Origin of the sequence: Zhongshania aliphaticivorans (assembly GCF_001586255.1) — a bacterium.
Classification (GTDB): domain Bacteria; phylum Pseudomonadota; class Gammaproteobacteria; order Pseudomonadales; family Spongiibacteraceae; genus Spongiibacter; species Spongiibacter aliphaticivorans.
In genome coordinates, this window is record NZ_CP014544.1 from 1197257 (window position 1) to 1219304 (window position 22048).

The following is a 22048-nucleotide window of genomic DNA, read 5'->3' on the forward strand; positions in this document are numbered from 1 at the left end:
CATTTTAGCGCAGGGTGGTTTAAATTGTAGTGATGGCTTAAATGCGTAATTTAGATTGCCGTAAATTACGCATTTCTCTTGTCGTGGCTCGCGCATCCCCCTAGACTTGGGCCTGTTGGAAATTTAAACAGGACAGTCTTCGCCTATGTTGCTGGAAAACTCACCGCAAAATACCACTATGCCGCTGACTCTACCGAGGCTTTTCGGGTGGGCCGCGCAGCAATTTGGCGCTAAAGTTGCCATTCGCGAAGCGGGTCGCGACATTTCTTATACCGCTCTCAACGATTTACGCCGGTGTGCTGGCCGTGCCTTTATGGCAATGGGGCTTGGTCATGGTGACCGGGTGGCCATTTGGGCGCCAAACAGTGCCGAGTGGATCGTGGCCGCGGCGGGCGCTCAGTCAGTAGGCGCTATTCTTGTGCCACTGAATACCCGTTTGCAGGGCAGCGAGGCCGCCGATATATTGGCTCGCGCTGGCGTTACTGTGCTGCTTACTGTAACGGAGCTAGAAAAGGGTGAGCCGCTGGCGATGCTAGCGGACCAAGCTCTGCCGAATTTGCAGCAGCGAATTTTGCTGCCGTCTACTGCCACAGGCAGTGTTGCTACGGCAATAAGCTGGGCAGATTTTTTGGCAAGCGCTTCGCCGCAAGACGACGCCAAATTCATTGCCGCCGAGCGGGCCGTAAATCCCTTTGATAGCGCCGATATGCTGTTCACCTCGGGTACCACTGGCAAGGCCAAGGGCGTCTTGTGCAGCCATGAGCAGAACATTCGGGTATTCCAGAGTTGGAGTGCGACGGTTGGGCTGCGCAGCGACGACAATTATTTAATTGTGAATCCCTTTTTCCACTCTTTTGGTTATAAAGCCGGGTGGTTGGCGGCAATTATCAGTGGCGCGACCATTTTGCCGGTGGCGAAGTTCGATAAGCGCAGCGTGTTGGAGACCATTGAGCGCGACAAAGTGACGATGTTGCCGGGCGCACCCTCGCTGTATGAAATGCTCTTGAATGCACCAGAGCGTGGTGACTACGACTTGTCGAGCCTGCGTCTGGGCGTCACGGGAGCCGCGTCTGTGCCGGTGCAGCTGGTGCGGGATATGCGAGATATTCTCGGATTTGAAACCGTGGTTACCGCCTATGGCTTGACTGAGTCCACTGGCGTGGTCAGTATTTGCCGCCCAGAGGACGAGCCAGAAACCATTGCGAGCACCTCGGGGCGCGCGATTGAGGGCGTCGAGTTGATCTGCGCCAATCCCAACACCGGCGAAGAAGTGCCTCGCGGTAGCGAGGGCGAGGTTTGGCTGCGAGGCTATAACGTGATGCAGGGCTATTTTGATATGCCTGAAGCCACCGCCGAAGCCATTACTGCCGACGGCTGGTTGAAGACTGGCGATATTGGCGTAATGGACGAGCGTGGCTATTTGCGTATTACCGATCGTTTGAAAGACATGTACATTATGAACGGCGAAAATGTATACCCCGCCGAAGTTGAGAAAGTCTTGTACGGCTTGCCTGGGGTTGCACAGGTCGCGGTCATTGGCGTGGCCAAGGCACCGCAGGGCGAAGTGGGTATGGCCTTTGTGGTGAAAAAGACAGCCAGCGATTTAAGTGCGCAGGCGGTAAGCGAATATTGCGTCCAGCACTTGGCTAGGTATAAGTGCCCCTTTTACGTTGAGTTTGTCGAGGCTCTACCGCTAAATGCCTCGGGCAAAGTGTTGAAAACGGAATTGAAAACCCTAGCCGCAGGTCTGTTGGGCGGTAAAAACCAGAATAGCTAAGGTAAATAACGATGACAGAACTCGAAGGCGACGATCATTTACGCCCCGCGCCATCTCAGCATATGGATGAGGTCGACCACCGCATAGTCGCTCATTTGCGCCGAGACGGTCGCATGGCTTTTAAGGCCCTGGCTACTGAATTGAGTTTGACCGAGGCCACGGTGCGTTCACGAGTACGTCGCCTTGAAGAGGGTGATAGCTTGCGGGTTGTGGCGGTGACGGACTACGAGGCGGTCGGCTATTCCATGATGCTGGCGGTGGGGATTCAAGTTGAAGGGCGTCCCGCTGATGCTGTTGCAAATGATTTGGCGGCCTTCCCTGAGGTGTTTTCGGTGTGCCAGGTGGTGGGCACCTTGGACATTGAAACCTTGGCGGTGGCTAAGGATCAGGAGAGTCTTACCGAGTTGCTGGTGCGTTTAGGTGCGGTGCCGGGCGTGCGCAAATTGCAGCCGTCGGTGGCGCTGGATGTGTTAAAAAATCAATCGAATTGGGTGCCCTTTGGGCACGGTGTTTAGGGCGGTGACCGTGGCTAAGAAGCAATTAGACGAACTCGACCGTAAAATTCTTGATGGTTTGGCCCAAGACGCCCGGATTAGCAATCGCAAAATTGCCGCCGATTTAGGTATTACCGAGGGCACCGTGCGCAGCCGCATCAAGCGGATGGAGAGCGAGGGGCAGGTGCGGATCACCGCCATGACCAATATCGCTCGCTTGCGCAATCCGACTCTTGCTTATATTTGGGTAGAGGTTGAGCGCAGCGCGCAGTGCGATGATGTCGCCGAACAACTTGCGGCCGTGCCTGAGATTGGTTTTGTCGGAAAAATGCTGGGCCGCTCGGATATTTTGGCGATTACCCTCGTGCGAGATAATGCCGAATTAGCGCACTTCTTACACAGTAAAATCACCGGTTTGCCCGGCGTGCGCCGTACTGAATGCTCCTTAGGGGTGAATTTTGTTAAGCATGACTATCGTATGAGCCGTATTGTCGACGGCTGAACCCTGTTGCATCAGCGCTGCTGGTTGCCGCAACAAAGCGAGACTGCCGTTGTCTACTTGATGCATGATTTCTGGTGAAAATAGTAAAATCACAGAACGGAGCCACAATGAACGAGACGCAGCAAAGCCCTGAAGAGACGCAGTTAGACTACGCCGGATTCTGGGTGCGAGTGTGGGCGTCCATTATTGATACCGTGCTTTTTGGTCTCTTACTGATGCCTGTTTTCGCGTTAACAATGGGGGACGCTCAGTGGTCGAGTATCGAGCGCGATGGCATGCACGCCTCGACCATGAGTTTTCAAAGCATGGGTATGAGCGGTGGCGTAAGTGTGCTGCTTAACTACATTCTGCCAGCGATCGTTGTCATTATTTTCTGGACGTATAAGTCTGCAACACCGGGGAAACTGCTGCTGAAAATTCGAATCGTCGACGCCAAAACCGGCGGTAAACCTAGCACTGTGCAATGGCTAATTCGCTATATTGGCTACTATGTTTCCGCCTTTGTGTTTATGTTGGGTTTTATTTGGGTTGGGTTTGATCGGCGTAAACAGGGTTGGCACGACAAGCTTGCCAGTACGGTTGTAATTAGCGATAAGGCAAAAGAGCCGGTGAAATTTCAAAGCTAATTTTGCCTGTTAGGGTGAGTGATTTTTACCGGTGTGAATTAAGCTCAAGCACGGGCATCGACTTGTATTTGCCATTCTAGCAGCAGCTACTCACGGTTAGGCTAAGCGGAGGTTATTGCTCAATGCGCGCTCACGATCAAGGCGGCGCAGACCGGCTTGCAGTCGTGCGCGTAACTCATCTCGTGCTGCCGGTTTGCAGATGAAATCATCCGCACCCGCATCTATTGCCTCAATCATGTCTGATCGGTCGCAACGGCCGGTCAGCATAATAAAATAGGGATCTCCCATCGCTGGGCTCTGACTGACACTCTCACAAACGGCTAGGCCACTCATGCTCGGCATTTGCCAGTCACAGATGACAATGTCCACGTGTTTTACCAGTAGAATTTGTAGGGCGTTACTGGGCTTGTCGCAACAAATGGTGGTGAAGCCCAAGCTCTTAAGTATGATTTCTAGGCGATAAAGCTCGCTGGGGGTGTCGTCTATAAGCATGACTCTTGCCGTTGGTATTGTATTTACCTGCCGCCCGCTGTTGCTCATATTTTTGTAATCCTCCTTACCGGTAATCGCAGTAGTTCGATATGCAAGCTTCACGCCTGATTTTAAGTTATTGATATAGAAGGGTTGTTTTGCTTGTTTCGGGCGCGGCTAGCAATTTGCGAGGCGTTGCGCCTTGCGTTTTAGTTGGCGCTGCTAGTGAGGGCTAAAGTTTGTTAACATGCGCCGCCGGGCTGCCATTGAAGTAACTATTTATTTTGTGATTGGCGATATTCATATGTAGAATGTGCAGCCTATTTCCGTATAAGCCAGAGACGAGTGTTCCATGAATTCCGATAAGCCCCTATATATTGCCTACGCCGGTCCTCTGTTGTTGGAGACGCCGCTGCTAAATAAGGGATCGGCGTTTACTGAAAAGGAGCGCCGCAGTTTCAATCTGATGGGACTGTTGCCGCCGCGCTATGAAAATATTGACGAGCAAGTTGAGCGCGCTTATCTGCAATACTGCAGTTTCGAGGAGCCGATTAACAAGCATATCTACCTGCGTGCAGTACAGGACAATAACGAAACTCTGTTTTATCGTTTGCTCAACGATCATCTCGAAGAAATGTTACCGATTATCTATACGCCGACGGTGGGTGAGGCGTGTGAACACTTTTCCGATATTTATCGCAGTGCGCGGGGCATTTTCGTGTCTTATGAAGATCGTGGTTACATGGACGATATTCTGCACAGCGTCAGCAAGGATCGCGTTAAGGTATTGGTGGTAACCGACGGTGAGCGCGTGCTGGGCCTCGGTGACCAAGGTGTCGGTGGTATGGGTATCCCCATTGGCAAGTTGTCGCTATACACCGCGTGCGGCGGCATCAGTCCAGCCTACACCCTGCCAGTTGTGCTCGATGTGGGTACTAACAACCAGAGCCTACTCGACGATCCGATGTACATGGGCATGCGCCATCCGCGTATCGGTCGGGAAGAGTACGACGAATTTGTTGATCAGTTTATTGCGGCTGCGCAACAGCGCTGGCCCGGCGTGCTTATTCAGTTTGAAGATTTCGCCCAACCCAATGCCATGCCTATTTTGCAGCGTCACAAAGACAGTGCTTGCTGTTTTAATGACGACATTCAAGGTACCGCAGCGGTAACCTTGGGTACCGTGCTGTCGGCATGTAAGCGTAAGGGCGAGCGCTTGCGGGACCAAAATATTGTGTTTGTCGGTGCTGGTTCGGCGGGCTGTGGTATCGCGGAGCAATTGATTCGCGCAATGGTGGAAGAGGGGCTAACCGACGCCGAGGCGCGCTCGCAACTTTATATGGTAGACCGCTTCGGCCTCGTCAGTCAGGGTATGACAGGTTTACTGGATTTTCAGGAGGCGCTCGCGCAGCCAGCCCAGCTGGCTTGGCAGTGCAATGGGCTTGATTACCCTAGTTTGCTCGATGTGGTCAGCAATGTTGATGTGGGTGTGTTGGTTGGTGTATCAGGTAAGCCGGGATTGTTTACTGAAAATGTTATCCGTCAGCTGCATCGCCGCTGTGCCCAGCCCATTGTGCTGCCGTTAAGCAATCCGTCGCGTCATGTTGAGGCGCGTCCCGAGCAAATTTTGCAGTGGACCGATGGTCAGGCGATTGTCGCCACCGGCAGTCCCTTTGCGCCAGTGGAGTATAAGGGCGAGCGCTACGAGATTTCCCAGTGCAACAACAGCTATATTTTTCCTGGTATCGGTTTGGGGGTGGTCGCCAGTAAGGCTCGTCGGGTGAGTGATGGCATGTTAATGGCGGCTAGCCGCTGCCTTGCTGAGGCATCTAGCGCTCATCATGCCAGCCGCAATGTGGTATTGCCGCCCCTGACCGCGCTGGCTGAATTAAGTAAAGCGATCGCCTTTGCGGTAGCTAAGGTTGCTCAGGCCGAAGGCCTCGCTAGCGAGCGCAGCGACGACGAGTTGCGTGGCGATATTGAGCGTAATTTTTGGACGCCGCAATACCGTGAATATCGCCGTATTGCAGCGCGGGCGCGCTGAGCTAAGGTTCAGACTTTTCGATATCCTCATTGTCGCGGCGCAGCCTTCGCGCCCGCGGCTGTGCTCAATCTTCAGTGCTTGATCCGGCGGCAATACTCCCCTGCGCTGTCGTTGCATAGGCCGCAAGGTCATTGACACGCCCACAGTAAGTGGGTGATTTCTCCTCATTTGGCTCCTCTATTAACTCTTTCGGTTAAAACGTCTGCTGCGAAACAAGCCTTGTGGGTGGGTATTGCTATTCACGATGACGATAATCCTTAATCTAGAGTTAAATATTGCAATAATTTATGTTTTGCGCATTTAATTGGTGTTATATTTACGTATATCGTAATTCAGGCCGGTCGTCGACTTTCTTTTTGGGCGTCCTGCCGTTACACATCATTCCCGTATTGGGTGAATAAAAGGAGCGCTCGTGAATAAGCAAATGAGTCTGCAGGAGATGGTTGGTCAGTTGCGAGACGGCATGACCATTGGTATTGGTGGCTGGGGCCCGCGTCGCAAGCCGATGGCGCTGATTCGCGAAATCCTTAAATCCGACTTGAAAGATTTAACAATCGTTGCCTACGGTGGTGCCGATGTCGGCATGCTGTGCGCAGCGGGTAAAGTACGCAAATTGGTGTTTGCCTTTGTGTCCTTGGATTTCATTCCCTTGGAGCCCTATTTTCGGGCAGCCCGCCAGAGCGGTGAATTGGAGGTGATGGAGATTGACGAGGGCATGATGCTCCTCGGCTTGCGCGCTGCAGCGTGGGGTTGCCCGTTTATTCCTACCAAAGTGGGCTTGGGCACCGACGTCATTAAATTTAATCCCGATATAAAAGTCATCGACAGCCCTTACGACGACAAAGAGTGGGTTGCTATGCCTGCACTCAAGCTTGATGCCGCGCTAGTTCACGTTGATCGCGCCGATGTGCGCGGCGTTTGTCAGATCAAAGCACCGGATCATCATATGGATGACTGGTTTGTGCGCGCCGCTGCTAAAACCTATGTGACGTGTGAGGAAATCGTGGAGGCCGATGCCTTTGCCGAGCCGGCCGATGCTCGTCTTGTCTTTTGGGAGCGCAATTTCACTAGCGGCGTTGCACTGGTTCCCGGTGGCGCCCACCCGTCATCGTGCAGTCCCAATTACGGTTTTGATATTCCCCATTTCCAGGAATACAACGCCTCGGCCAAAGAGGGTGGATTTGCCGCCTATTTTGACAAATACATTAAAGACAGTAGCGAAGAAGAATATCAGGCCAAAGTTGGCGGCTTAGATGCCATTCGTAAACTGCCCCAGCCCGTCTATTAATCGGTTAACAGGAGAGAATTGAAATGAGTACACCTGCAAGCGATTACAGTTTGGCGGAATTGATGATTTGCGCTAATGCCCAGGCCTATGCCAATGACGGCGAAGTATTGGTTACCGGCATCGGCGTTTTGCAGCGCCTTGCGGCAAGCCTAGCGATGTTGACTACCAATCCCGGCATTATGATGACCGACTCGGAAGCATGGATTTTATCCACGCCGAATCCCGTCGGTAAACGCCCCGCCGATTTTGTGCAAATGAACGAAAACTGGATGGGCTTTAGCCGCATTTTTGACAATGTGTGGAGCGGTCGTCGTCACCTTACTGGTGGCCCGACCCAGATTGATCGTTTTGGTCAGTCGAATATTTCTGCCATGGGCGGCGACTACCAAAAGCCCAAAGTGCAAATGTTGGGTGTGCGGGGTTTCCCCGGTAACTCTATCTGCCACGCCAATAGCTATATGGTGCCTGCTCATGGCAAGCGGGTCTTTATCGAAGGTGAGTGCGATGTGGTCTGCACCATCGGCTATAACCCCGAGCGCCTGCCTAAGGGTTATAGCTTCGACGAGATTGATTTGCGCTGCGTCTACACCAATTTGGGTGTATTCGATTTTAACGGCCCGAATCGCCAAATGCAGATTGTTAGCCTGCATCCCGGCGTTAGCGTAGAAGAAGTGATCGAGAACACCGGCTTTGAAGTGCATGTGCCGGCTTCGATTGCCGTAACTACCGCGCCAACCGAGGAGCAGTTAGACATTATTCGGCAAATGGATCCTCATAATCTGCGCAGCAAGCAGCTGAAGGATAATCCGCCGGGAGTGCGCTTGTGAGTCGGGCGTCGGACGTCAGAAGTCTGACGATGGTTTTACGTCCGACATCCGACCTCAGTCGTCAGACCTTATCACCTTAGGCTGAATACGCTATGTCAAAATTACTTAACACCCGCATCACCGAACTCCTCGGCTGCCGCTACCCTGTTATTCAAACGGCGATGGGCTGGGTGGCTGATCCTAATTTGGTGGCCGGTACAGGCAATGCCGGTGGTTTCGGTTTTCTTGCTGGTGCGACGATTCCTCCTGCCCAAATGGAAGCCGATATTCTCAAAGTAAAGTCGCTTACCGATGCGAACTTTGGCGTTAACTTTCATATGTATCAGCCGAACGCGGCGGAGATTGTAGACCTTGTGATTAAACACAAGGTTAAGGCAGTGAGTTATTCCCGCTCGCCGGGTAAAGAAATGGTTGCCAAGTTAAAAGACGCCGGTGTGGTGTGTATGCCAACCGTCGGTTTGCCTAAGCACGCCATCAAAGCAGTAGAAATGGGCGCTGACGCAGTCACGGTTCAGGGCGGCGAGGGTGGTGGTCACACCGGCTCGGTACCCACAACATTATTATTGCCCCTGGTGGTTGATGCCGTGGGCGCACAAGTGCCGGTGCTCGGCGCGGGCGGATTTAAAGATGGTCGCGGCCTAGTCGCGGCTATGGCTTTCGGGGCCGATGGCATTGCCATGGGCACCCGCTTTTTATTAACGAAAGAAAGTCCGGTTCCGGATGCGACGAAGCAGCGTTATCTCGATTGCAAAAACCCCGCCGAGATTATCGTTTCTCAAGCGCTCGACGGTATCCAGCAGCGCATGATTCTCAACCGGTTTTTAGGTGAGTTAGAGCGCGCTGGCAACCTCAAAAAATTAGTGATCGCACTGCGCAATGGTTTGGCATTTCGTAAATTCACCGGCGCCAGTATTTTTGGTTTACTGAAATCTGCGCTGGCAATGAGTAAAGACGGTGACCTTACGCCAGCGCAAGCCATTATGTCGGCCAATGCACCAATGATTATCCAAAAGGCCATGGTTGATGGGCGGCCTGATGACGGGGTTTTACCGTCTGGTCAGGTCGCTGGTGTCATTGACCAAATTCTGAGTTGTGAAGAATTAATTAGCGGCCTGGTAGTAGAAGCCGAAGCCCAATTACAGCGTCTGTGCACGCAGGGAGCAAACCAATGAGTCTGCCATTTTCTACCCGTATTGATAGTGGGATTGCCGAAGTTATTTTTAATCATCCGCCCGTTAATGCCTTTAACAGTGCGGGTTGGTTGGCGATCGCTGCCGAGCTAAACGCCTTAGGTGAAAACGCCGACGTGCGAGCAATTATTATCGCCGCTGAAGGCCGCGGTTTTTGCGCAGGCGTCGACATAAAAGAATTGGCCGCCAATAGCGCCATGATCACCAGAGTGAACAAAGGTAATTACGATACCTTTAAAGCCATTCATCGCAATCCTAAGCCGGTTATCGTTGCAGTGCACGGCTTTGTATTGGGTGGCGGCATCGGTATTAGCGGCGCAGCCGATGTTTTAGTTGCCTCGGAATGCGCAACTTTCGCGGTGCCCGAAGTAGATCGCGGCGCCATGGGCGGCGGCGCGCACTTGCAGCGCATGTTCCCTGTGCAAAAGGTTCGCTATATGTACTTCACCGGTGAGCCTATCGACGCTCAAGAAGCTTACCGCCTGGGTGCAGTCGAAAAGGTTGTTCCCCGTGACCAGCTGCTCGATACCGCCAGGGACATCGCCCGCAAAATTGCCGCGAAATCACCGCGCATGGTGCAGCTTGCTAAAGAAGCACTTAACGGCATTGAAGACGGCAACCTAGAAGATAAATACCGCTGGGAGCAAGGCTTTACCCAGGAAGCTTATGCAGATCCAGATTCCCAGGAAGCCAAAGACGCGTTTGTAGAGAAGCGCGACGCGAAATTCTAAGGTAATGGGAGATGCTAGACGGGAGATGGGAGACGCAAAAGAATGTGGTTTTGCGTTTTCCGTCTCCCGCCTAGCGTACTGCGAATAACGGGATACATCATGCAACTCGAATACACCGAACAACAAAACGCCTTCCGCAAAGAAGTCCGCGCTTGGCTGGCGGCTAACGTGCCTACAGAGCCGCTACAGAGCTTCGACACCGAGCTTGGTTTTCAGCAGCACCGCGAGTGGGAGGCCAAGCTCTACGAAGGTCGCTGGGGCATGATTACCTGGCCGGAAGAAATGGGTGGTCGCGGCGCCGATTTATTGCAGTGGCTAATTTTTGAAGAAGAGTATTACGCCGCGCGGGCGCCGCTGCGGGTGAACCAAAACGGTATTTTCTTGCTTGGCCCCACCTTAATGGAATACGGCACTGACGAGCAGAAAAAGCGTTTTTTAAATGGCATGGCGACCGGTAAAGATATCTGGTGTCAGGGCTGGTCTGAGCCCGATGCTGGTTCCGATATGGCGGCCATTCGATCTACCGCAACATTAAGCGAAGACGGTAGCCATTACATTATCAACGGCCAAAAAACCTGGTCTACCCGCGCGGTGTGGGCGGATTGGTGCTTTGGTATGTTTCGCACCGATCCAGCCTCAGAGCGCCATAAAGGCCTGACGTTTATTCTGGTGCCGCTGGAAACTGAAGGCATTACCGTGCGGCCAATCCCCCAATTAGATGGCTTGCCAGGCTTTGCCGAGATCTTTTTTGATAACGTCAAAGTACCCGTCGACTGCCGCTTAGGTGGTGAAGGCGAGGGCTGGAATGTGGCCATGGCCACCGCCGGATTTGAACGCGGCTTAATGCTGCGTTCGCCAGCGCGTTTCCAAGAAACCGCTAAGCGTCTAGTGAATTTATACAAAGCCAATCAGGAATCTGCTGATCAGGATCCCGCCGTACGCGACGCCGTATTGCGCGCCTATATGGATGCCGAGGCCTACGCACTAACAACCTACCAAACCGCCTGTCGCTTAATACAGGGCGGCAAAATTGGCGCAGAGGCGTCGACCAATAAAATATTTTGGTCTGAGCTAGATCAGCAAATGCACGGCTTGGGTTTGAAAATTTTGGGTGCCCGCGCTGAATTACTGCCCCATGCGCCAGATGCCGGTGAAGTGGGTAGTTGGTTAGACGGCTGGTTGTTTGCGCAGTCGGGGCCGATATACGCAGGTACCAATGAAATACAACGCAACATCATCGCCGAAAGATTGCTGGGAATGCCGCGGAAGTAACGCAGTGATCTTTTTGCACGCTGGCTGCGTTAAAAATATGCTCGGTTGGTCACGTATTAAATATACGCTCTCGCCCTGCGCGTATTTTTGCCTTGCCAGCGCACAAAAATCTGCGCTGCTTGGTTTGGTAATTGGTGATGAGCGAAAGTAAATAGAATAGGTAACGGAATGGATTTTACATTTAGCGAAGATCAGTTGTTATTTCAGGAATCGGTAAAAGACTTTCTGATTAATGAAGTGACGCCAGAAACAATCCGCGCCGCTTGGCAGACGGATACCGGTCGCAGTGACGGCCTTTGGCAGCAGTTTGTCGAACTGGGTTTAACAGGGATCACTGTGCCAGAAGCATTTGGCGGCTTGGGCATGAATGAATTGGATTTTGTGCTGCTGGCCCAAGAGGCGGGTTATGTCGCGTTGTCTGAGCCATTGGTACACAGCGCTTTGGTCGCGGTGCCGACTATTTTACAATTAGGCAACAGCGAGTTTTCAGCCCAATGGTTGCCGAAAATTGCGGCAGGTGAAGCCAAGGTCGTGGTTGGTTTAGCGTTGAATGCTCTGGTAGAAGACGCGCATATTGCTGATTTACTGATTCTGGAAAAAGACGGCGCCTTGTATGCCGTAACGCCAGCGCAGGCAAATCTGCGCTATAACGAATCGATAGACCTTGGTCGTAAATTATTTGCGGTGGAGTTTGATGTTGCGGCGGCCACTAAGCTCGCCGACGGCGAAGCTGCTCAGCAAATAATTAACGGCGCACTGAATCGTGGCGCCCTTGCCGCAGCGGCGCAGGCACTTGGCGCCACCCAGCGCATGATTGATATCTCCGTTCAGTACACCTCCGAGCGCAAGCAATTCGGTGTGGCTATCGGCACCTTCCAAGCCGTAAAACACCATATGGCCAATATCGCTTATAAACTCGAATACGCCAAAACCCCGGTATATCGCGCAGCTTATGCACTGGCCAATGACCTCAGCAGTGCTGGGCGCAATGTCAGTCACGCCAAAATTGTCGCCTGCGAAGTCGCCGATTTAGCAGCAAAAAACAGCATACAAGTCCACGGCGCCATGGGTTACACCTGGGAAATGGATTTACATATTTTTATGAAACGCGCCTGGGCATTAAACAGCAGCTACGGCACTGCGGGATTTCATAAACAGCGTTTAGCCGCTTATGTATTTGGTGATGACGCGCTATTGGGGGCGGGGAATACCTTTGCAGCGTGAGTTGCTTGGTCGGATGTCTGCCGTCGGACGCACGTCGAGCCCTATATAAACTAGTAATTACACGTCAGACATCAGACCTCCGACGTCCGACTAACAAAGAGGAATAATCATGGCTGAAGCCTATATCGTTGATGCAGTACGCAGTCCAACTGGACGCCGCAAGGGTGGTCTTGCTCATGTGCACGGCGCAGATTTGGGTGCCCATGTTTTAAAAGCCATCGTCGAGCGCAATGGTATTCCGGATAATGAATACGACGATGTGATCTTTGGCTGTGTCGACGCCATCGGTCCATTGGCTGGGGATATTGCCCGCAGTGCGTGGCTGGCGGCTGGTTTGTCTGACGAGGTGCCGGGCACCACGATCGATCGGCAGTGTGGTTCTTCGCAGCAGTCGGTGCATTTTGCCGCGCAGGCCATTATGTCCGGCACCATGGACGTGGTGGTCGCGGGTGGCGTGCAGACCATGACCCAGATTCCGATCTCTTCGGCAATGACCGCGGCGATCCCAATGGGTTTTAGCGATCCGTTCTCGGGTTCAACTGGCTGGGTAGCGCGTTATGGCGCCGAGCCACCAACCCAGTTTAAATCAGCGCAAATGATTGCTGAGAAATGGGGCTTCTCCCGTCGGGATCTTGAAGAGTATTCGTTTGAGTCTCACCAGCGGGCCTTGCGCGCCATTGCTGAAGGCCGTTTTGATCGGGAAATCATTCCTTTTGGCGACGTCAAAATGGATGAGACGCCACGCAACTCCAGTCTAGAAAAAATGGCTGAGCTGGATTTCCTTTTCGGCTGCGACAAAGTGACCGCCGCCGTATCGAGCCAGACCTGTGATGCGTCTAGTGCAATGTTATTGGTCAGCGAGGACGCCTTAAAGCGCTATAACCTAACGCCCCGCGCTCGTATTCATCATATCAGCGTGCGCGCCGACGACCCGATTTGGATGTTAACAGCGCCGATTGCCGCAACTGCTTACGCCTTAAAGAAAGCCGGTATGTCGATGCAGGACATTGATCTTGTTGAAATCAATGAAGCCTTCGCGTCAGTGTCTATGGCCTGGTTAAAAGAAACCGGCTACGACCACGCTAAAACCAATGTTAACGGTGGCGCCATCGCCCTTGGTCATCCACTGGGTGCCACCGGCACCAAACTTATGACCACGCTATTGCATGAGCTCGAGCGCACTGGTGGCCGCTACGGCCTGCAGACGATGTGCGAAGGCGGCGGGCAGGCGAATGTAACAATTATCGAGAGACTTTAGTCGGACGTCAGAAGTCGGGTGTCGGACGAGTTGGTTTAGCGTCAGACCTCTGACTTCCGACATCAGACCCAGCATCAACATAAAGGATTCGGAACTATGGGTATTTGTGACAACAGAGTGGTGATTATCACCGGTGCAGGTGGCGGCCTTGGTGCGGCACATGCCAAAGTTTTTGCCGCCGAGGGCGCCTCGGTGATTGTGAATGATATTAACGAAGAAGCTGCCCAAAAGGTTGTTGAAGAGATTACTGCAGCCGGTGGTAAGGCTGTGGTGAATACCTCTGACATTACCAATTATGACGACAGCTTGAATGCAGTTAAACAGGCCATTGAGACCTACGGTGATCTGCATATTGTCTTGAATAACGCCGGTGTGAATCGCGACCGTATGTTTGCGTCAATGACGGAAGCCGAGTGGGACACTATTATGGCGGTGCATTTGAAAGGTCACTTCTGTATTACTTCTCACGCAGTGCACTACTGGCGCGGTAAGTCGAAAGAAGGCAAAGCCGTGGACGCGCGTATTATCAATACGACTTCGGGCGCTGGCCTGCAAGGTTCCGTTGGTCAGTCGAATTACGCTGCGGCTAAAGCGGGTATTGCGGCACTGACCTTGAATCAGGGCGTGGAATTGGCGCGCTACGGCATTACTGCCAATGCGGTTGCGCCAGCGGCAAGAACTAATATGACGACCTCTGTTGAAGCGATGGCCGCGCGTATGGCTAAGCCAGAAGACGGTAGCTTTGACTTTTTTGCCCCAGAGAATGTGTCTTCGCTCTTGGTTTGGCTGGGTAGCAGTGAATCTGCTCATGTCACTGGCTGTGTGTTTGAAGCCGAGGGCGGGAAAATATCCCTAGCCGACGGTTGGCGCAAAGGCCCAGAGGTAGATAAAGGTGATCGCTGGGCGCCCAGTGAAGTGGGTGGTGCAGTAAAAACCTTGCTAGAACAGGCAGTTCCGGCTCAGAAAGTGTATGGTAGCTGATTTTATCCTTAGATCTTTATAAACAGGAGAATCACTACCATGAAAGCCCCCTTTATTGCAGCTTTACTCTTGGCAACGGCGAGCAGTTCGGCACTGGCTGGCGGCGTCGCGTTTCGTTTTGGCGCTGATACCTTTGGCGTTTCGCTTGCCGGCGATATGAGCCCAGAGAGTAGTGCGCAACTGGATTGGTTTCACCATGAAGACGATGCCGACATGGTTGCGCTGGGCTTATACGCCAACGGTCAGCGCGGTGCGCTTACTGGCCGCGTCGGTGCAAAGGCAATTGCTTTGGACGGCGACGACACCGATATAAACGGTGGTGCAGTGGCCTTTGGCGGCGATTTGAGCCTGCCATTAAACGAAATCGTACGCCTGCGGGCGGGTTTATATTACGCGCCAGAGGCCTCCAGTTTCGGCGATATTGAAGGTTACGACGAGTGGTCGGTGAGTGCCGAATTTAGTTTGTTCCAAAATTCGGCTATTCAAGTTGGTTACGGCAGCATGGATTTTGATGCCGATATTGGCAAAAGATTTGAATTTGAAGACGGCGCCTTTGTGCGTTTGCAGCTGCGTTTGTAATGCTATCGCGCTTATTGCTTGAGCGATAAGCGCTATTACATCACTGCCGTGAAAGCCGCCGTCGTGTTTCGGAGACAGTATGGATTTCGCATTTACTGAAGAACAGCAAATGATACGCGACACGGCGGCGGCGTTTTTAAAAGCCTCGTCGTCCAGTGCGGCAGTGCGCACCGCGATGGTCAGTGACAAAGGTTTCGATCCCGCGCTGTGGCAAAGCATTTGTGCCGATATGTATTGGCAGGCACTGCATATCCCTGAACAATACGGTGGCATGGGGCTAGGCTATGTTGAACTCGTGGCCGTGCTGGAGCAAATGGGGCGCTACCTGCTTTGCGCGCCGTATATGTCGAGCGTTGCTATGGCTACTAACGCCCTGTTAGTGGCGGGCACCGACGCACAAAAAACGCTGTATTTACCGCAAATAATCGAAGGCAAAATCGCCAGTCTCGCGTTTAACTCTGCAAACCGCAATTGGGATGCATGCGCGGTATCGGTGACCTATCGCCGCGACGGCAATGATTTTATTCTCAATGGCAACTACCGTTACGTGTTAGATGGCGATAACGCCGATGTTATGGTATTTGCGGCAAGAGAAGAGGGCAGTGTTGGCGAAAATGGCATTAGCCTTTTTGTCTGTCCTACGGATCTAAATGGTATTGAACGTGCTGCTTTACCCACTATGGATCAAACCCGCCGCCAGGCGACTATTACGGTCACCAATCTGCGCCTAGACGAAAGCACTGTCATGGGCGATCTCGGTAAGGCGGCTAAGCATTTAAATAAAATATTAGATCTAGCCACCATTGCTCTGGCCGCCGAACAAGCCGGCGGCATGCAGGAAGTGCTGGATATGTCAGTGGAATACAGTAAAAGTCGCAGCCAATTTGGTCGCACGATTGCGGGATTCCAAGCGATTAAACACAAGGCCGCCGACATGATGCTACGCGGCGAAGTTGCCCGTTCGGCGGTTTATTACGCCGCGTGTATTGCCGACGAAGCCCTGAACGACGGCCCCCTCGCCAATGAATTAAGCGAAGCCGCCAGTATCGCTAAATCCCACTGCTCAGAAGCCTATTTTAAAAATGCCGGTGAAGCGCTACAGATTCACGGTGGTGTGGGCTTTACCTGGGAATACGACGTGCATCTGTATTTCAAACGCGCTAAAGCGAGTGAACATTTTCTCGGCGATAGCGGTTATCACCGCGAGCGCGTGGCGAAGATACTACTTGATTAGTCGGACGTCTGAAGTCGGATGTTGGAGGAAAGCAAATAGCGGTGCTTTATCTTCCGACGTCAGACACCCGGCGTCCGACGCGCTTGTAAACTAATTTGAGCATGACATTATGAAACTACAATTCAGCCCTGAAGACGAACAATTCCGCGCCGAGATTGCAGGCTGGTTAGCGGACAATTTAGTTGGTGAGTTTGCCCAGCTGAAATTCCGTGGCGGCCCAGGTGATGAACACATGTTCCCTGAGGAGCGTAAGGCGTGGGAGCGCAAGCTCGCCGAAGGCGGTTGGACCTGTGTGGGGTGGCCGAAGGAAGTCGGCGGGCGTGGTTTATCAATTGAACAGCAGGTCATCTTTTTTGAGGAATACGCACGGGCTGGTGCACCGGGGCGTATGGGGCATATCGGTGAGGGCTTAGCGGGCCCAACGCTGATTGCCTTTGGTAGCGAAGAACAAAAAAGCAAATATTTGCCCGGTATTTTGTCCGGCACTGAATTCTGGTGCCAGGGATACTCGGAGCCAAGCGCCGGTTCAGATTTAGCCAATGTTAAAACCAAGGCGCGCTTCGACGAAGCCAGTGGCAAGTGGTTAATCAATGGTCAGAAGGTCTGGACCTCATTGGCTCACGAGTCTGAATACTGCTTTGTGATTGCCCGTACGGACCCTGAATCTAAAGCCCATAAAGGCTTGGGTTTTTTCTTGATAAAAATGGATCAACCCGGCGTAACCGTCCGCCCGATTGAACAAATCACCGGCACCTCTGAATTTAACGAAGTGTTTTTTGACGATGCCGAGTGCGCGGCTGAGGATATTGTCGGCCAGCCCGGTGACGGCTGGAAAGTGGCCATGGGCCTGCTGGGCTTTGAGCGCGGTGTGTCTACCCTAGGCCAGCAAATGGCTTTTCAAAATGAATTGAACGAAGTCATTAAACTCGCTAAAGAAAATGGCGCGGCTAAAGATCCGCTAATCCGCCAACGCATTGCCGACGCCCATATTGGCCTAAAGATAATGCGCTATAACAGCCTGCGTATGCTCTCTGGCGGCGGTGACGGCAGTCTGCAAAAAGAAGCGCTGATTTATAAATTGTACTGGGCCACTTGGCACCGCGACCTCGGCGAACTCGCCGTGGATATACTCGGCCCCGAAGCGGATATCTTGGCCGACACGCCCTATGAATTAAATCGCTTGCAGTCGCTATTCTTGTTCACGCGATCGGACACTATTTACGGCGGTACTAACCAAATTCAGCGCAATATTATTGCCGAGCGGGGCTTGGGAATGCCGAAGGAATTGAGGCTTGCTTGAGGTGGGAGACGCTGGACGGGAGACGCAAAGGCGGAGAAGATTGCGCAGTAACTCTAGCGTCATACCTACGAAGGCAGGTACCCAAGTGAGCGAAGCGAATGCCTTTGATATGAAACGCTGGACGGGAGACGGGAGACGCAAAGGCGGCAAGGTAGCGCAATCACTCTAGCGTCATACCTGCGAAGGCAGGTATCCATGTGAGCGAAGCGAATGGTTGAGGCGAATAGCCAATGTGCTGGCTTGGTGGTAAGTGGACTCCTACCTACGCAGGAGTGACGGTGGATATAGATAGATGTCACCGTTGAGTCCTACTTGCGAAGGCAGGTATCCAGGTTAGCGAAGCGAATGCTTTTGCTATGAAACGCTGGACGGGAAACGGGAGACGCAAAGGCGGCAAGGTAGCGCAATCACTCTAGCGTCATACCTGCGTAGGCAGGTATCCAGATGAGCGAAGCGAATGGCTTAAGCGAATAGCCAGTGTGCTGGCTTGGTGGTAAATGGACTCCTGCCTACGCAGGAGTGACGGTGGATACAGATAGATGTCACCTTTGAGTCATACCTGCGCAGGCAGGTATCTAGGTGAGCGAGGCGAATGGTGTAAGCGAATAGTCAGTGTGCTGGCTTGGTGGTAAGTGGACTCCTGCCTACGCAGGAGTGACGTTGGGTATAGATAGATGTCACGGTTGAGTCATACCTGCGCAGGCAGGTATTGACGTGAGCGAAGCGAATGGTTTAAGCGAATAGCCAGTGTGCTGGCTTGGTGGTAAATGGACTCCTGCCTACGCAGGAGTGACGATGGATACAGATAGATGTCACCGTTGAGTCATACCTGCGGAGGCAGGTATCCATGTGAGCGAAGCGAATGGTTGAAGAGAATAGCTAATGTGCTGGCTTGGTGGGAAGTGGACTCCTGCGTACGCAGGAGTGACGTTGGGTATAGATAGATGTCACGGTTGAGTCATACCTGCGCAGGCAGGTATTCACGTGAGCGAAGCGAATGATTTAAGCGAATAGCCAGTGTGTTGGCTTGGTGGTAAATGGACTCGTGCCTACGCATGAGTGACGTTGAATATAGATAGAATTAACCATCACGTCATACCTGCGTAGGCAGGTATCCACGTGAGCGAAGCGAATGCTTTTGATATGAAATGCTTGACGAGAGAAGGAAGACGCTAAGGTCGATTTTTTTGCGTTTACCGTCTCCCGTTTAGCGCCTGAATAGAAATGTTAAAACACGAATTAACCATAGATATAGTGATGACGGGCAATACTAAGAATTGAACTTTGCGTCTCCCGTCTCCCATTTAGCATCAAGCGGAGCAATCAATGAACATCAAAGTCCCAGAATACGTAAAAGGCCACGGCTTATTAAAAGGTAAGTCGGTACTCATTACCGCAGCGGCGGGCGCGGGTATTGGCTTTTCGGCGGCGCAGCGCGCCATTGAGGAAGGGTGTCGGGGTATCGTTATTTCTGATATCCACGAGGGCCGTTTGAATGCCTCGGTAGAAAAGCTAAAAGCAGAAACCGGCTGCGAGCAGGTCTATGGCAAAGTCTGTAACGTTGCTGTTGAAGACGACGTGCAGGCACTAATCAATACCGCCGAGGAGTTACTGGGCGGCGTCGATGTGCTGATCAATAACGCGGGTTTGGGCACGACAAAACTGCTTATCGAGATGGAAGACCCCGAGTGGAATAAGGTGATCGACGTTACGCTCAACGGCACCATGCGCATGACCCGTTACATGATGAAGGTCATGAAAACCCGTGGTGAGGGCGTCATTGTTAATAACGCTTCAGTACTCGGTTGGCGCGCCCAAAAAGAACAGGCCCATTACGCTGCCGCTAAAGCGGGGGTAATGGCCCTGACCCGTTGTGCCGCCTTAGAAGCCGCTGACTTCGGTGTGCGCATCAATGCCGTAGCGCCATCCTTGGCGGTTCACGCCATGCTTAAAAAATCAGCACCGGAAGAATTGTTGGCGGAACTTGAGGCCCGCGAGGCCTATGGCCGCGGCGCCGAAGTATGGGAAGTTGCCAATATTATGATGTTCCTCGCCTCGGATTATTCCAGTTATATGACCGGCGAAATTGTAAGTTGCTCGTCACAGCGAGCGTAATGTTCGTCAGACGCCCGACGTCGGACGTCTGACGATTCAGCGCCTGATTAAATATTGCGAATTAAAATGCAAAATCAAATTTCAAAAAGGATACAAACACCATGAGAGAAGCTGTCATCGTTTCAACTGCCCGCACGGGTATGGGCAAATCATTTCGCGGCGCATTAAACAATACCGAAGCACCGGCTATGGGCGGCCATGTCGTGCGCGCAGCGGTTGAGCGCGCGGGTATCGATCCGGCGTCTGTTGAAGATGTGATCTTTGGCGCTGCTGCCCAACAGGGTACTCAAGCTTATAACCTCGGGCGCTTGTGCGCTGTTGCTGGCGGTCTGCCAGACAGTGTTCCGGGCATGGCGATAGAGCGTCAGTGCTCGTCGGGTTTGATGTCAATCGCCTGGGCAGCAAAATCGATTATGTGTAATGAAATGGATATTGCCGTTGCTGGCGGTTTAGAATCTATTTCACTTGTTCAGACTAAGCATAAAAATTCACATCGTAATGTCTCACAGACGGTATTGGACATTGATCCTACTGCTTATATCCCAATGATTGAGACCGCTGAGATCGTTGCCGGTCGTTATGGCATTAGCCGTGAAGCTCAGGACCTGTATTCTCTGCAAAGCCAGCAGCGAGTTGCGGCAGCGCAGCAAGCGGGCCTGTTTACCGACGAAATTGTGCCCTTTAAGGCCAGTATGTCGGTGTTCAACAAAGAAACTAAAGAGACCACATTTAAAGAGGTGCTGTTGGAGAAGGACGAGTGTAACCGTCCTACTACAACGCTTGAAAGCTTGTCAGTATTGGAGCCGGTTTGGAAAGACGGCCAATGGGTAAAGCAAGGTCGCTTCATTACCGCCGGTAACGCATCTCAGCTTTCTGATGGCGCCTCAGCCTGCGTCGTTATGGATCGTAAATTAGCTGAACAACAAGGGTTGGCGCCCTTAGGCTTATATCGCGGATTGGCTGTTTCTGGTTGCAAGGCGGACGAGATGGGCATTGGCCCAGTCTTCGCTGTACCTAAGCTATTAAAGCGCGCGGGTTTAAAAGTCAGCGATATCGGTTTGTGGGAATTGAACGAAGCTTTTGCGGCGCAGGTAATCTACTGCCGCGATCAACTGGGCATCGACAATGACAAACTTAACGTGAATGGCGGCGCAATCGCCATTGGTCATCCTTTCGGCATGAGCGGCGCGCGCATGGTTGGCCACGCACTGCTTGAAGGTAAACGTCGCGGTGTTAAATACGTGGTTGTTACCATGTGCATTGGCGGCGGCATGGGCGCGGCGGGTTTATTTGAAGTACTGTAAAGCATTATAAAATGCCGAAAAGGCAGGAAAGGGAAGCCGCTGTAGCGCAAGCTGCAGCGGTTTTTTTATGCCGAAGATTGCCGCAATAAGAACGCGCTGAGTAAATAATGCAGATCTAAATGTAGCCTGTTAACGTAGGTGCTACACATAAAGATATAACTACAATGTAAAACAGAAAGGACGGCAATGATGATCACAATATACCACCTGGGCGCATCGCAATCGGATCGGATTGTGTGGCTGATGGAAGAGCTGAATCTACCTTATAACTTAGAATGGTTTGATCGCGGCGCAGATATGCTGGCGCCGCCGGAATACCGCGCCTTACACCCAGTGGGTACATCGCCAATTATTCGCGACGGCGAGCGAGTTATGGCGGAGTCTGCGGCGATTGTTGAGTATATTAGCCAGCGCTACGGTCAGGCGAAGCTGAGTATTGCCCCAGACCACGAGTGTTACCCAGATTATCTGTACTGGATGCAATTCAATAATAATTTACAGCAACTGTTTTTCACCAAATTGGGCATGGGTGAGGGTGGCGGCGCGGTCGATATTATTAAGGCAATGACCAAACGCCGTGAAGATGCTTACTACCATTATTTGAACGACAGACTTGCGGAGTCGGCCTACTTGGCGGGGCCAGAGTTCAGTTGCGCCGATATTATGGTAATGTTTAATTTAACGGCATTGCCGCTATTTGGCGGCCGCGGTATTGATGACCTTGAACATGTTAAAGCTTATGTAGATCGCGTTTCTCAGCGTCCAGCGTATATTAAGGCGATGGCGATTGCTGGGCCTGCGGCGGCAAGACCAGCCTAGTGTCGTCTTTAC

20 protein-coding genes are annotated in these 22048 nt (G+C 52.3%); 19 read left to right on the top strand and 1 reads right to left on the bottom strand.

Features of this window, described 5'->3' with window-relative positions:
• Nucleotides 1-145: 145 nt before the first annotated feature.
• The 4 genes from AZF00_RS05245 (at nucleotide 146) to AZF00_RS05260 (ending at nucleotide 3399) form a co-directional block, all read left to right on the top strand.
• Nucleotides 146-1777: a FadD3 family acyl-CoA ligase gene (locus AZF00_RS05245; RefSeq protein ID WP_082793651.1), complete on the top strand. Its 1632-nt coding sequence runs from the start codon at nucleotides 146-148 to the stop codon at nucleotides 1775-1777.
• An 11-nt stretch (nucleotides 1778-1788) separates the two neighbouring features.
• A complete protein-coding gene (locus tag AZF00_RS05250) occupies nucleotides 1789-2292 on the top strand; it encodes an Lrp/AsnC family transcriptional regulator (RefSeq protein WP_008246525.1) in 504 nt (167 codons plus the stop codon).
• Nucleotides 2293-2302: 10 nt separating this feature from the next.
• Nucleotides 2303-2773, top strand: a complete 471-nt coding sequence (locus AZF00_RS05255; RefSeq protein WP_008246526.1) for an Lrp/AsnC family transcriptional regulator — start codon at nucleotides 2303-2305, stop codon at nucleotides 2771-2773.
• 107 nt (nucleotides 2774-2880) lie between these two features.
• Nucleotides 2881-3399 (top strand): RDD family protein, encoded by a 519-nt coding sequence (locus AZF00_RS05260; protein WP_062383315.1) that lies wholly within the window; start codon nucleotides 2881-2883, stop codon nucleotides 3397-3399.
• A 96-nt stretch (nucleotides 3400-3495) separates the two neighbouring features.
• Here the strand turns inward: AZF00_RS05260 and AZF00_RS05265 are convergent, their stop codons facing one another.
• On the bottom strand, nucleotides 3496-3939 hold the full coding sequence (locus AZF00_RS05265; RefSeq protein WP_082793652.1) for a response regulator: 444 nt from the start codon (nucleotides 3937-3939) through the stop codon (nucleotides 3496-3498).
• Nucleotides 3940-4222: 283 nt separating this feature from the next.
• On the opposite strand from AZF00_RS05265, the gene AZF00_RS05270 reads away from it, so the two are divergent.
• The 15 genes from AZF00_RS05270 to AZF00_RS05340 all read left to right on the top strand — a co-directional run bounded on the left by AZF00_RS05270 (nucleotide 4223) and on the right by AZF00_RS05340 (nucleotide 22036).
• Nucleotides 4223-5914, top strand: a complete 1692-nt coding sequence (locus AZF00_RS05270) for an NAD-dependent malic enzyme (protein ID WP_062383321.1) — start codon at nucleotides 4223-4225, stop codon at nucleotides 5912-5914.
• A 412-nt stretch (nucleotides 5915-6326) separates the two neighbouring features.
• The gene (locus tag AZF00_RS05275) at nucleotides 6327-7202 is read left to right on the top strand and encodes a CoA transferase subunit A (protein ID WP_062383324.1); all 876 of its coding nucleotides are present in this window, start codon (nucleotides 6327-6329) and stop codon (nucleotides 7200-7202) included.
• A gap of 23 nt (nucleotides 7203-7225) precedes the next feature.
• Nucleotides 7226-8029, top strand: coding sequence for a CoA-transferase subunit beta (locus tag AZF00_RS05280; RefSeq protein ID WP_062383327.1), 804 nt, complete (start codon nucleotides 7226-7228; stop codon nucleotides 8027-8029).
• Between the two features lie 92 nt (nucleotides 8030-8121).
• Nucleotides 8122-9201 carry an NAD(P)H-dependent flavin oxidoreductase gene (locus tag AZF00_RS05285; RefSeq protein ID WP_008246532.1) on the top strand — a complete coding sequence of 360 codons (1080 nt, stop codon included), beginning with the start codon at nucleotides 8122-8124 and terminating at the stop codon, nucleotides 9199-9201.
• Nucleotides 9198-9950, top strand: coding sequence for an enoyl-CoA hydratase family protein (locus tag AZF00_RS05290; protein WP_008246533.1), 753 nt, complete (start codon nucleotides 9198-9200; stop codon nucleotides 9948-9950). Before AZF00_RS05285 ends, AZF00_RS05290 begins: the two co-directional genes overlap by 4 nt.
• A 99-nt stretch (nucleotides 9951-10049) precedes the next feature.
• On the top strand, nucleotides 10050-11222 hold the full coding sequence (locus AZF00_RS05295) for an acyl-CoA dehydrogenase (protein WP_008246534.1): 1173 nt from the start codon (nucleotides 10050-10052) through the stop codon (nucleotides 11220-11222).
• Between the two features lie 168 nt (nucleotides 11223-11390).
• On the top strand, nucleotides 11391-12446 hold the full coding sequence (locus AZF00_RS05300) for an acyl-CoA dehydrogenase family protein (protein WP_008246535.1): 1056 nt from the start codon (nucleotides 11391-11393) through the stop codon (nucleotides 12444-12446).
• Between the two features lie 109 nt (nucleotides 12447-12555).
• Nucleotides 12556-13704: an acetyl-CoA C-acetyltransferase gene (locus tag AZF00_RS05305; protein WP_008246536.1), complete on the top strand. Its 1149-nt coding sequence runs from the start codon at nucleotides 12556-12558 to the stop codon at nucleotides 13702-13704.
• A 96-nt stretch (nucleotides 13705-13800) separates the two neighbouring features.
• Nucleotides 13801-14685 (top strand): SDR family oxidoreductase, encoded by an 885-nt coding sequence (locus AZF00_RS05310; protein ID WP_008246538.1) that lies wholly within the window; start codon nucleotides 13801-13803, stop codon nucleotides 14683-14685.
• 39 nt (nucleotides 14686-14724) lie between these two features.
• Nucleotides 14725-15264: a YfaZ family outer membrane protein gene (locus AZF00_RS05315; protein WP_008246540.1), complete on the top strand. Its 540-nt coding sequence runs from the start codon at nucleotides 14725-14727 to the stop codon at nucleotides 15262-15264.
• Nucleotides 15265-15343: 79 nt separating this feature from the next.
• Nucleotides 15344-16498: an acyl-CoA dehydrogenase family protein gene (locus AZF00_RS05320; RefSeq protein ID WP_008246542.1), complete on the top strand. Its 1155-nt coding sequence runs from the start codon at nucleotides 15344-15346 to the stop codon at nucleotides 16496-16498.
• A 109-nt stretch (nucleotides 16499-16607) separates the two neighbouring features.
• Nucleotides 16608-17798, top strand: coding sequence for an acyl-CoA dehydrogenase family protein (locus AZF00_RS05325; protein WP_008246544.1), 1191 nt, complete (start codon nucleotides 16608-16610; stop codon nucleotides 17796-17798).
• Between the two features lie 1326 nt (nucleotides 17799-19124).
• A complete protein-coding gene (locus AZF00_RS05330; protein ID WP_008246546.1) occupies nucleotides 19125-19913 on the top strand; it encodes an SDR family oxidoreductase in 789 nt (262 codons plus the stop codon).
• 101 nt (nucleotides 19914-20014) lie between these two features.
• Nucleotides 20015-21217, top strand: coding sequence for an acetyl-CoA C-acyltransferase (locus tag AZF00_RS05335; RefSeq protein ID WP_008246548.1), 1203 nt, complete (start codon nucleotides 20015-20017; stop codon nucleotides 21215-21217).
• A 186-nt stretch (nucleotides 21218-21403) separates the two neighbouring features.
• Nucleotides 21404-22036: a glutathione S-transferase family protein gene (locus AZF00_RS05340; protein WP_231856192.1), complete on the top strand. Its 633-nt coding sequence runs from the start codon at nucleotides 21404-21406 to the stop codon at nucleotides 22034-22036.
• Nucleotides 22037-22048 lie beyond the last annotated feature (12 nt).

Coding starts and splice junctions, on each gene's coding strand:
- AZF00_RS05245 (WP_082793651.1), top strand. CDS start 146: ATGTTGCTGGAAAACTCACCGCAAAATACCACTATGCCGCTGACTCTA.
- AZF00_RS05250 (WP_008246525.1), top strand. CDS start 1,789: ATGACAGAACTCGAAGGCGACGATCATTTACGCCCCGCGCCATCTCAG.
- AZF00_RS05260 (WP_062383315.1), top strand. CDS start 2,881: ATGAACGAGACGCAGCAAAGCCCTGAAGAGACGCAGTTAGACTACGCC.
- AZF00_RS05265 (WP_082793652.1), bottom strand. CDS start 3,939: ATGAGCAACAGCGGGCGGCAGGTAAATACAATACCAACGGCAAGAGTC.
- AZF00_RS05270 (WP_062383321.1), top strand. CDS start 4,223: ATGAATTCCGATAAGCCCCTATATATTGCCTACGCCGGTCCTCTGTTG.
- AZF00_RS05280 (WP_062383327.1), top strand. CDS start 7,226: ATGAGTACACCTGCAAGCGATTACAGTTTGGCGGAATTGATGATTTGC.
- AZF00_RS05285 (WP_008246532.1), top strand. CDS start 8,122: ATGTCAAAATTACTTAACACCCGCATCACCGAACTCCTCGGCTGCCGC.
- AZF00_RS05290 (WP_008246533.1), top strand. CDS start 9,198: ATGAGTCTGCCATTTTCTACCCGTATTGATAGTGGGATTGCCGAAGTT.
- AZF00_RS05295 (WP_008246534.1), top strand. CDS start 10,050: ATGCAACTCGAATACACCGAACAACAAAACGCCTTCCGCAAAGAAGTC.
- AZF00_RS05300 (WP_008246535.1), top strand. CDS start 11,391: ATGGATTTTACATTTAGCGAAGATCAGTTGTTATTTCAGGAATCGGTA.
- AZF00_RS05305 (WP_008246536.1), top strand. CDS start 12,556: ATGGCTGAAGCCTATATCGTTGATGCAGTACGCAGTCCAACTGGACGC.
- AZF00_RS05310 (WP_008246538.1), top strand. CDS start 13,801: ATGGGTATTTGTGACAACAGAGTGGTGATTATCACCGGTGCAGGTGGC.
- AZF00_RS05315 (WP_008246540.1), top strand. CDS start 14,725: ATGAAAGCCCCCTTTATTGCAGCTTTACTCTTGGCAACGGCGAGCAGT.
- AZF00_RS05320 (WP_008246542.1), top strand. CDS start 15,344: ATGGATTTCGCATTTACTGAAGAACAGCAAATGATACGCGACACGGCG.
- AZF00_RS05325 (WP_008246544.1), top strand. CDS start 16,608: ATGAAACTACAATTCAGCCCTGAAGACGAACAATTCCGCGCCGAGATT.
- AZF00_RS05330 (WP_008246546.1), top strand. CDS start 19,125: ATGAACATCAAAGTCCCAGAATACGTAAAAGGCCACGGCTTATTAAAA.
- AZF00_RS05335 (WP_008246548.1), top strand. CDS start 20,015: ATGAGAGAAGCTGTCATCGTTTCAACTGCCCGCACGGGTATGGGCAAA.
- AZF00_RS05340 (WP_231856192.1), top strand. CDS start 21,404: ATGATGATCACAATATACCACCTGGGCGCATCGCAATCGGATCGGATT.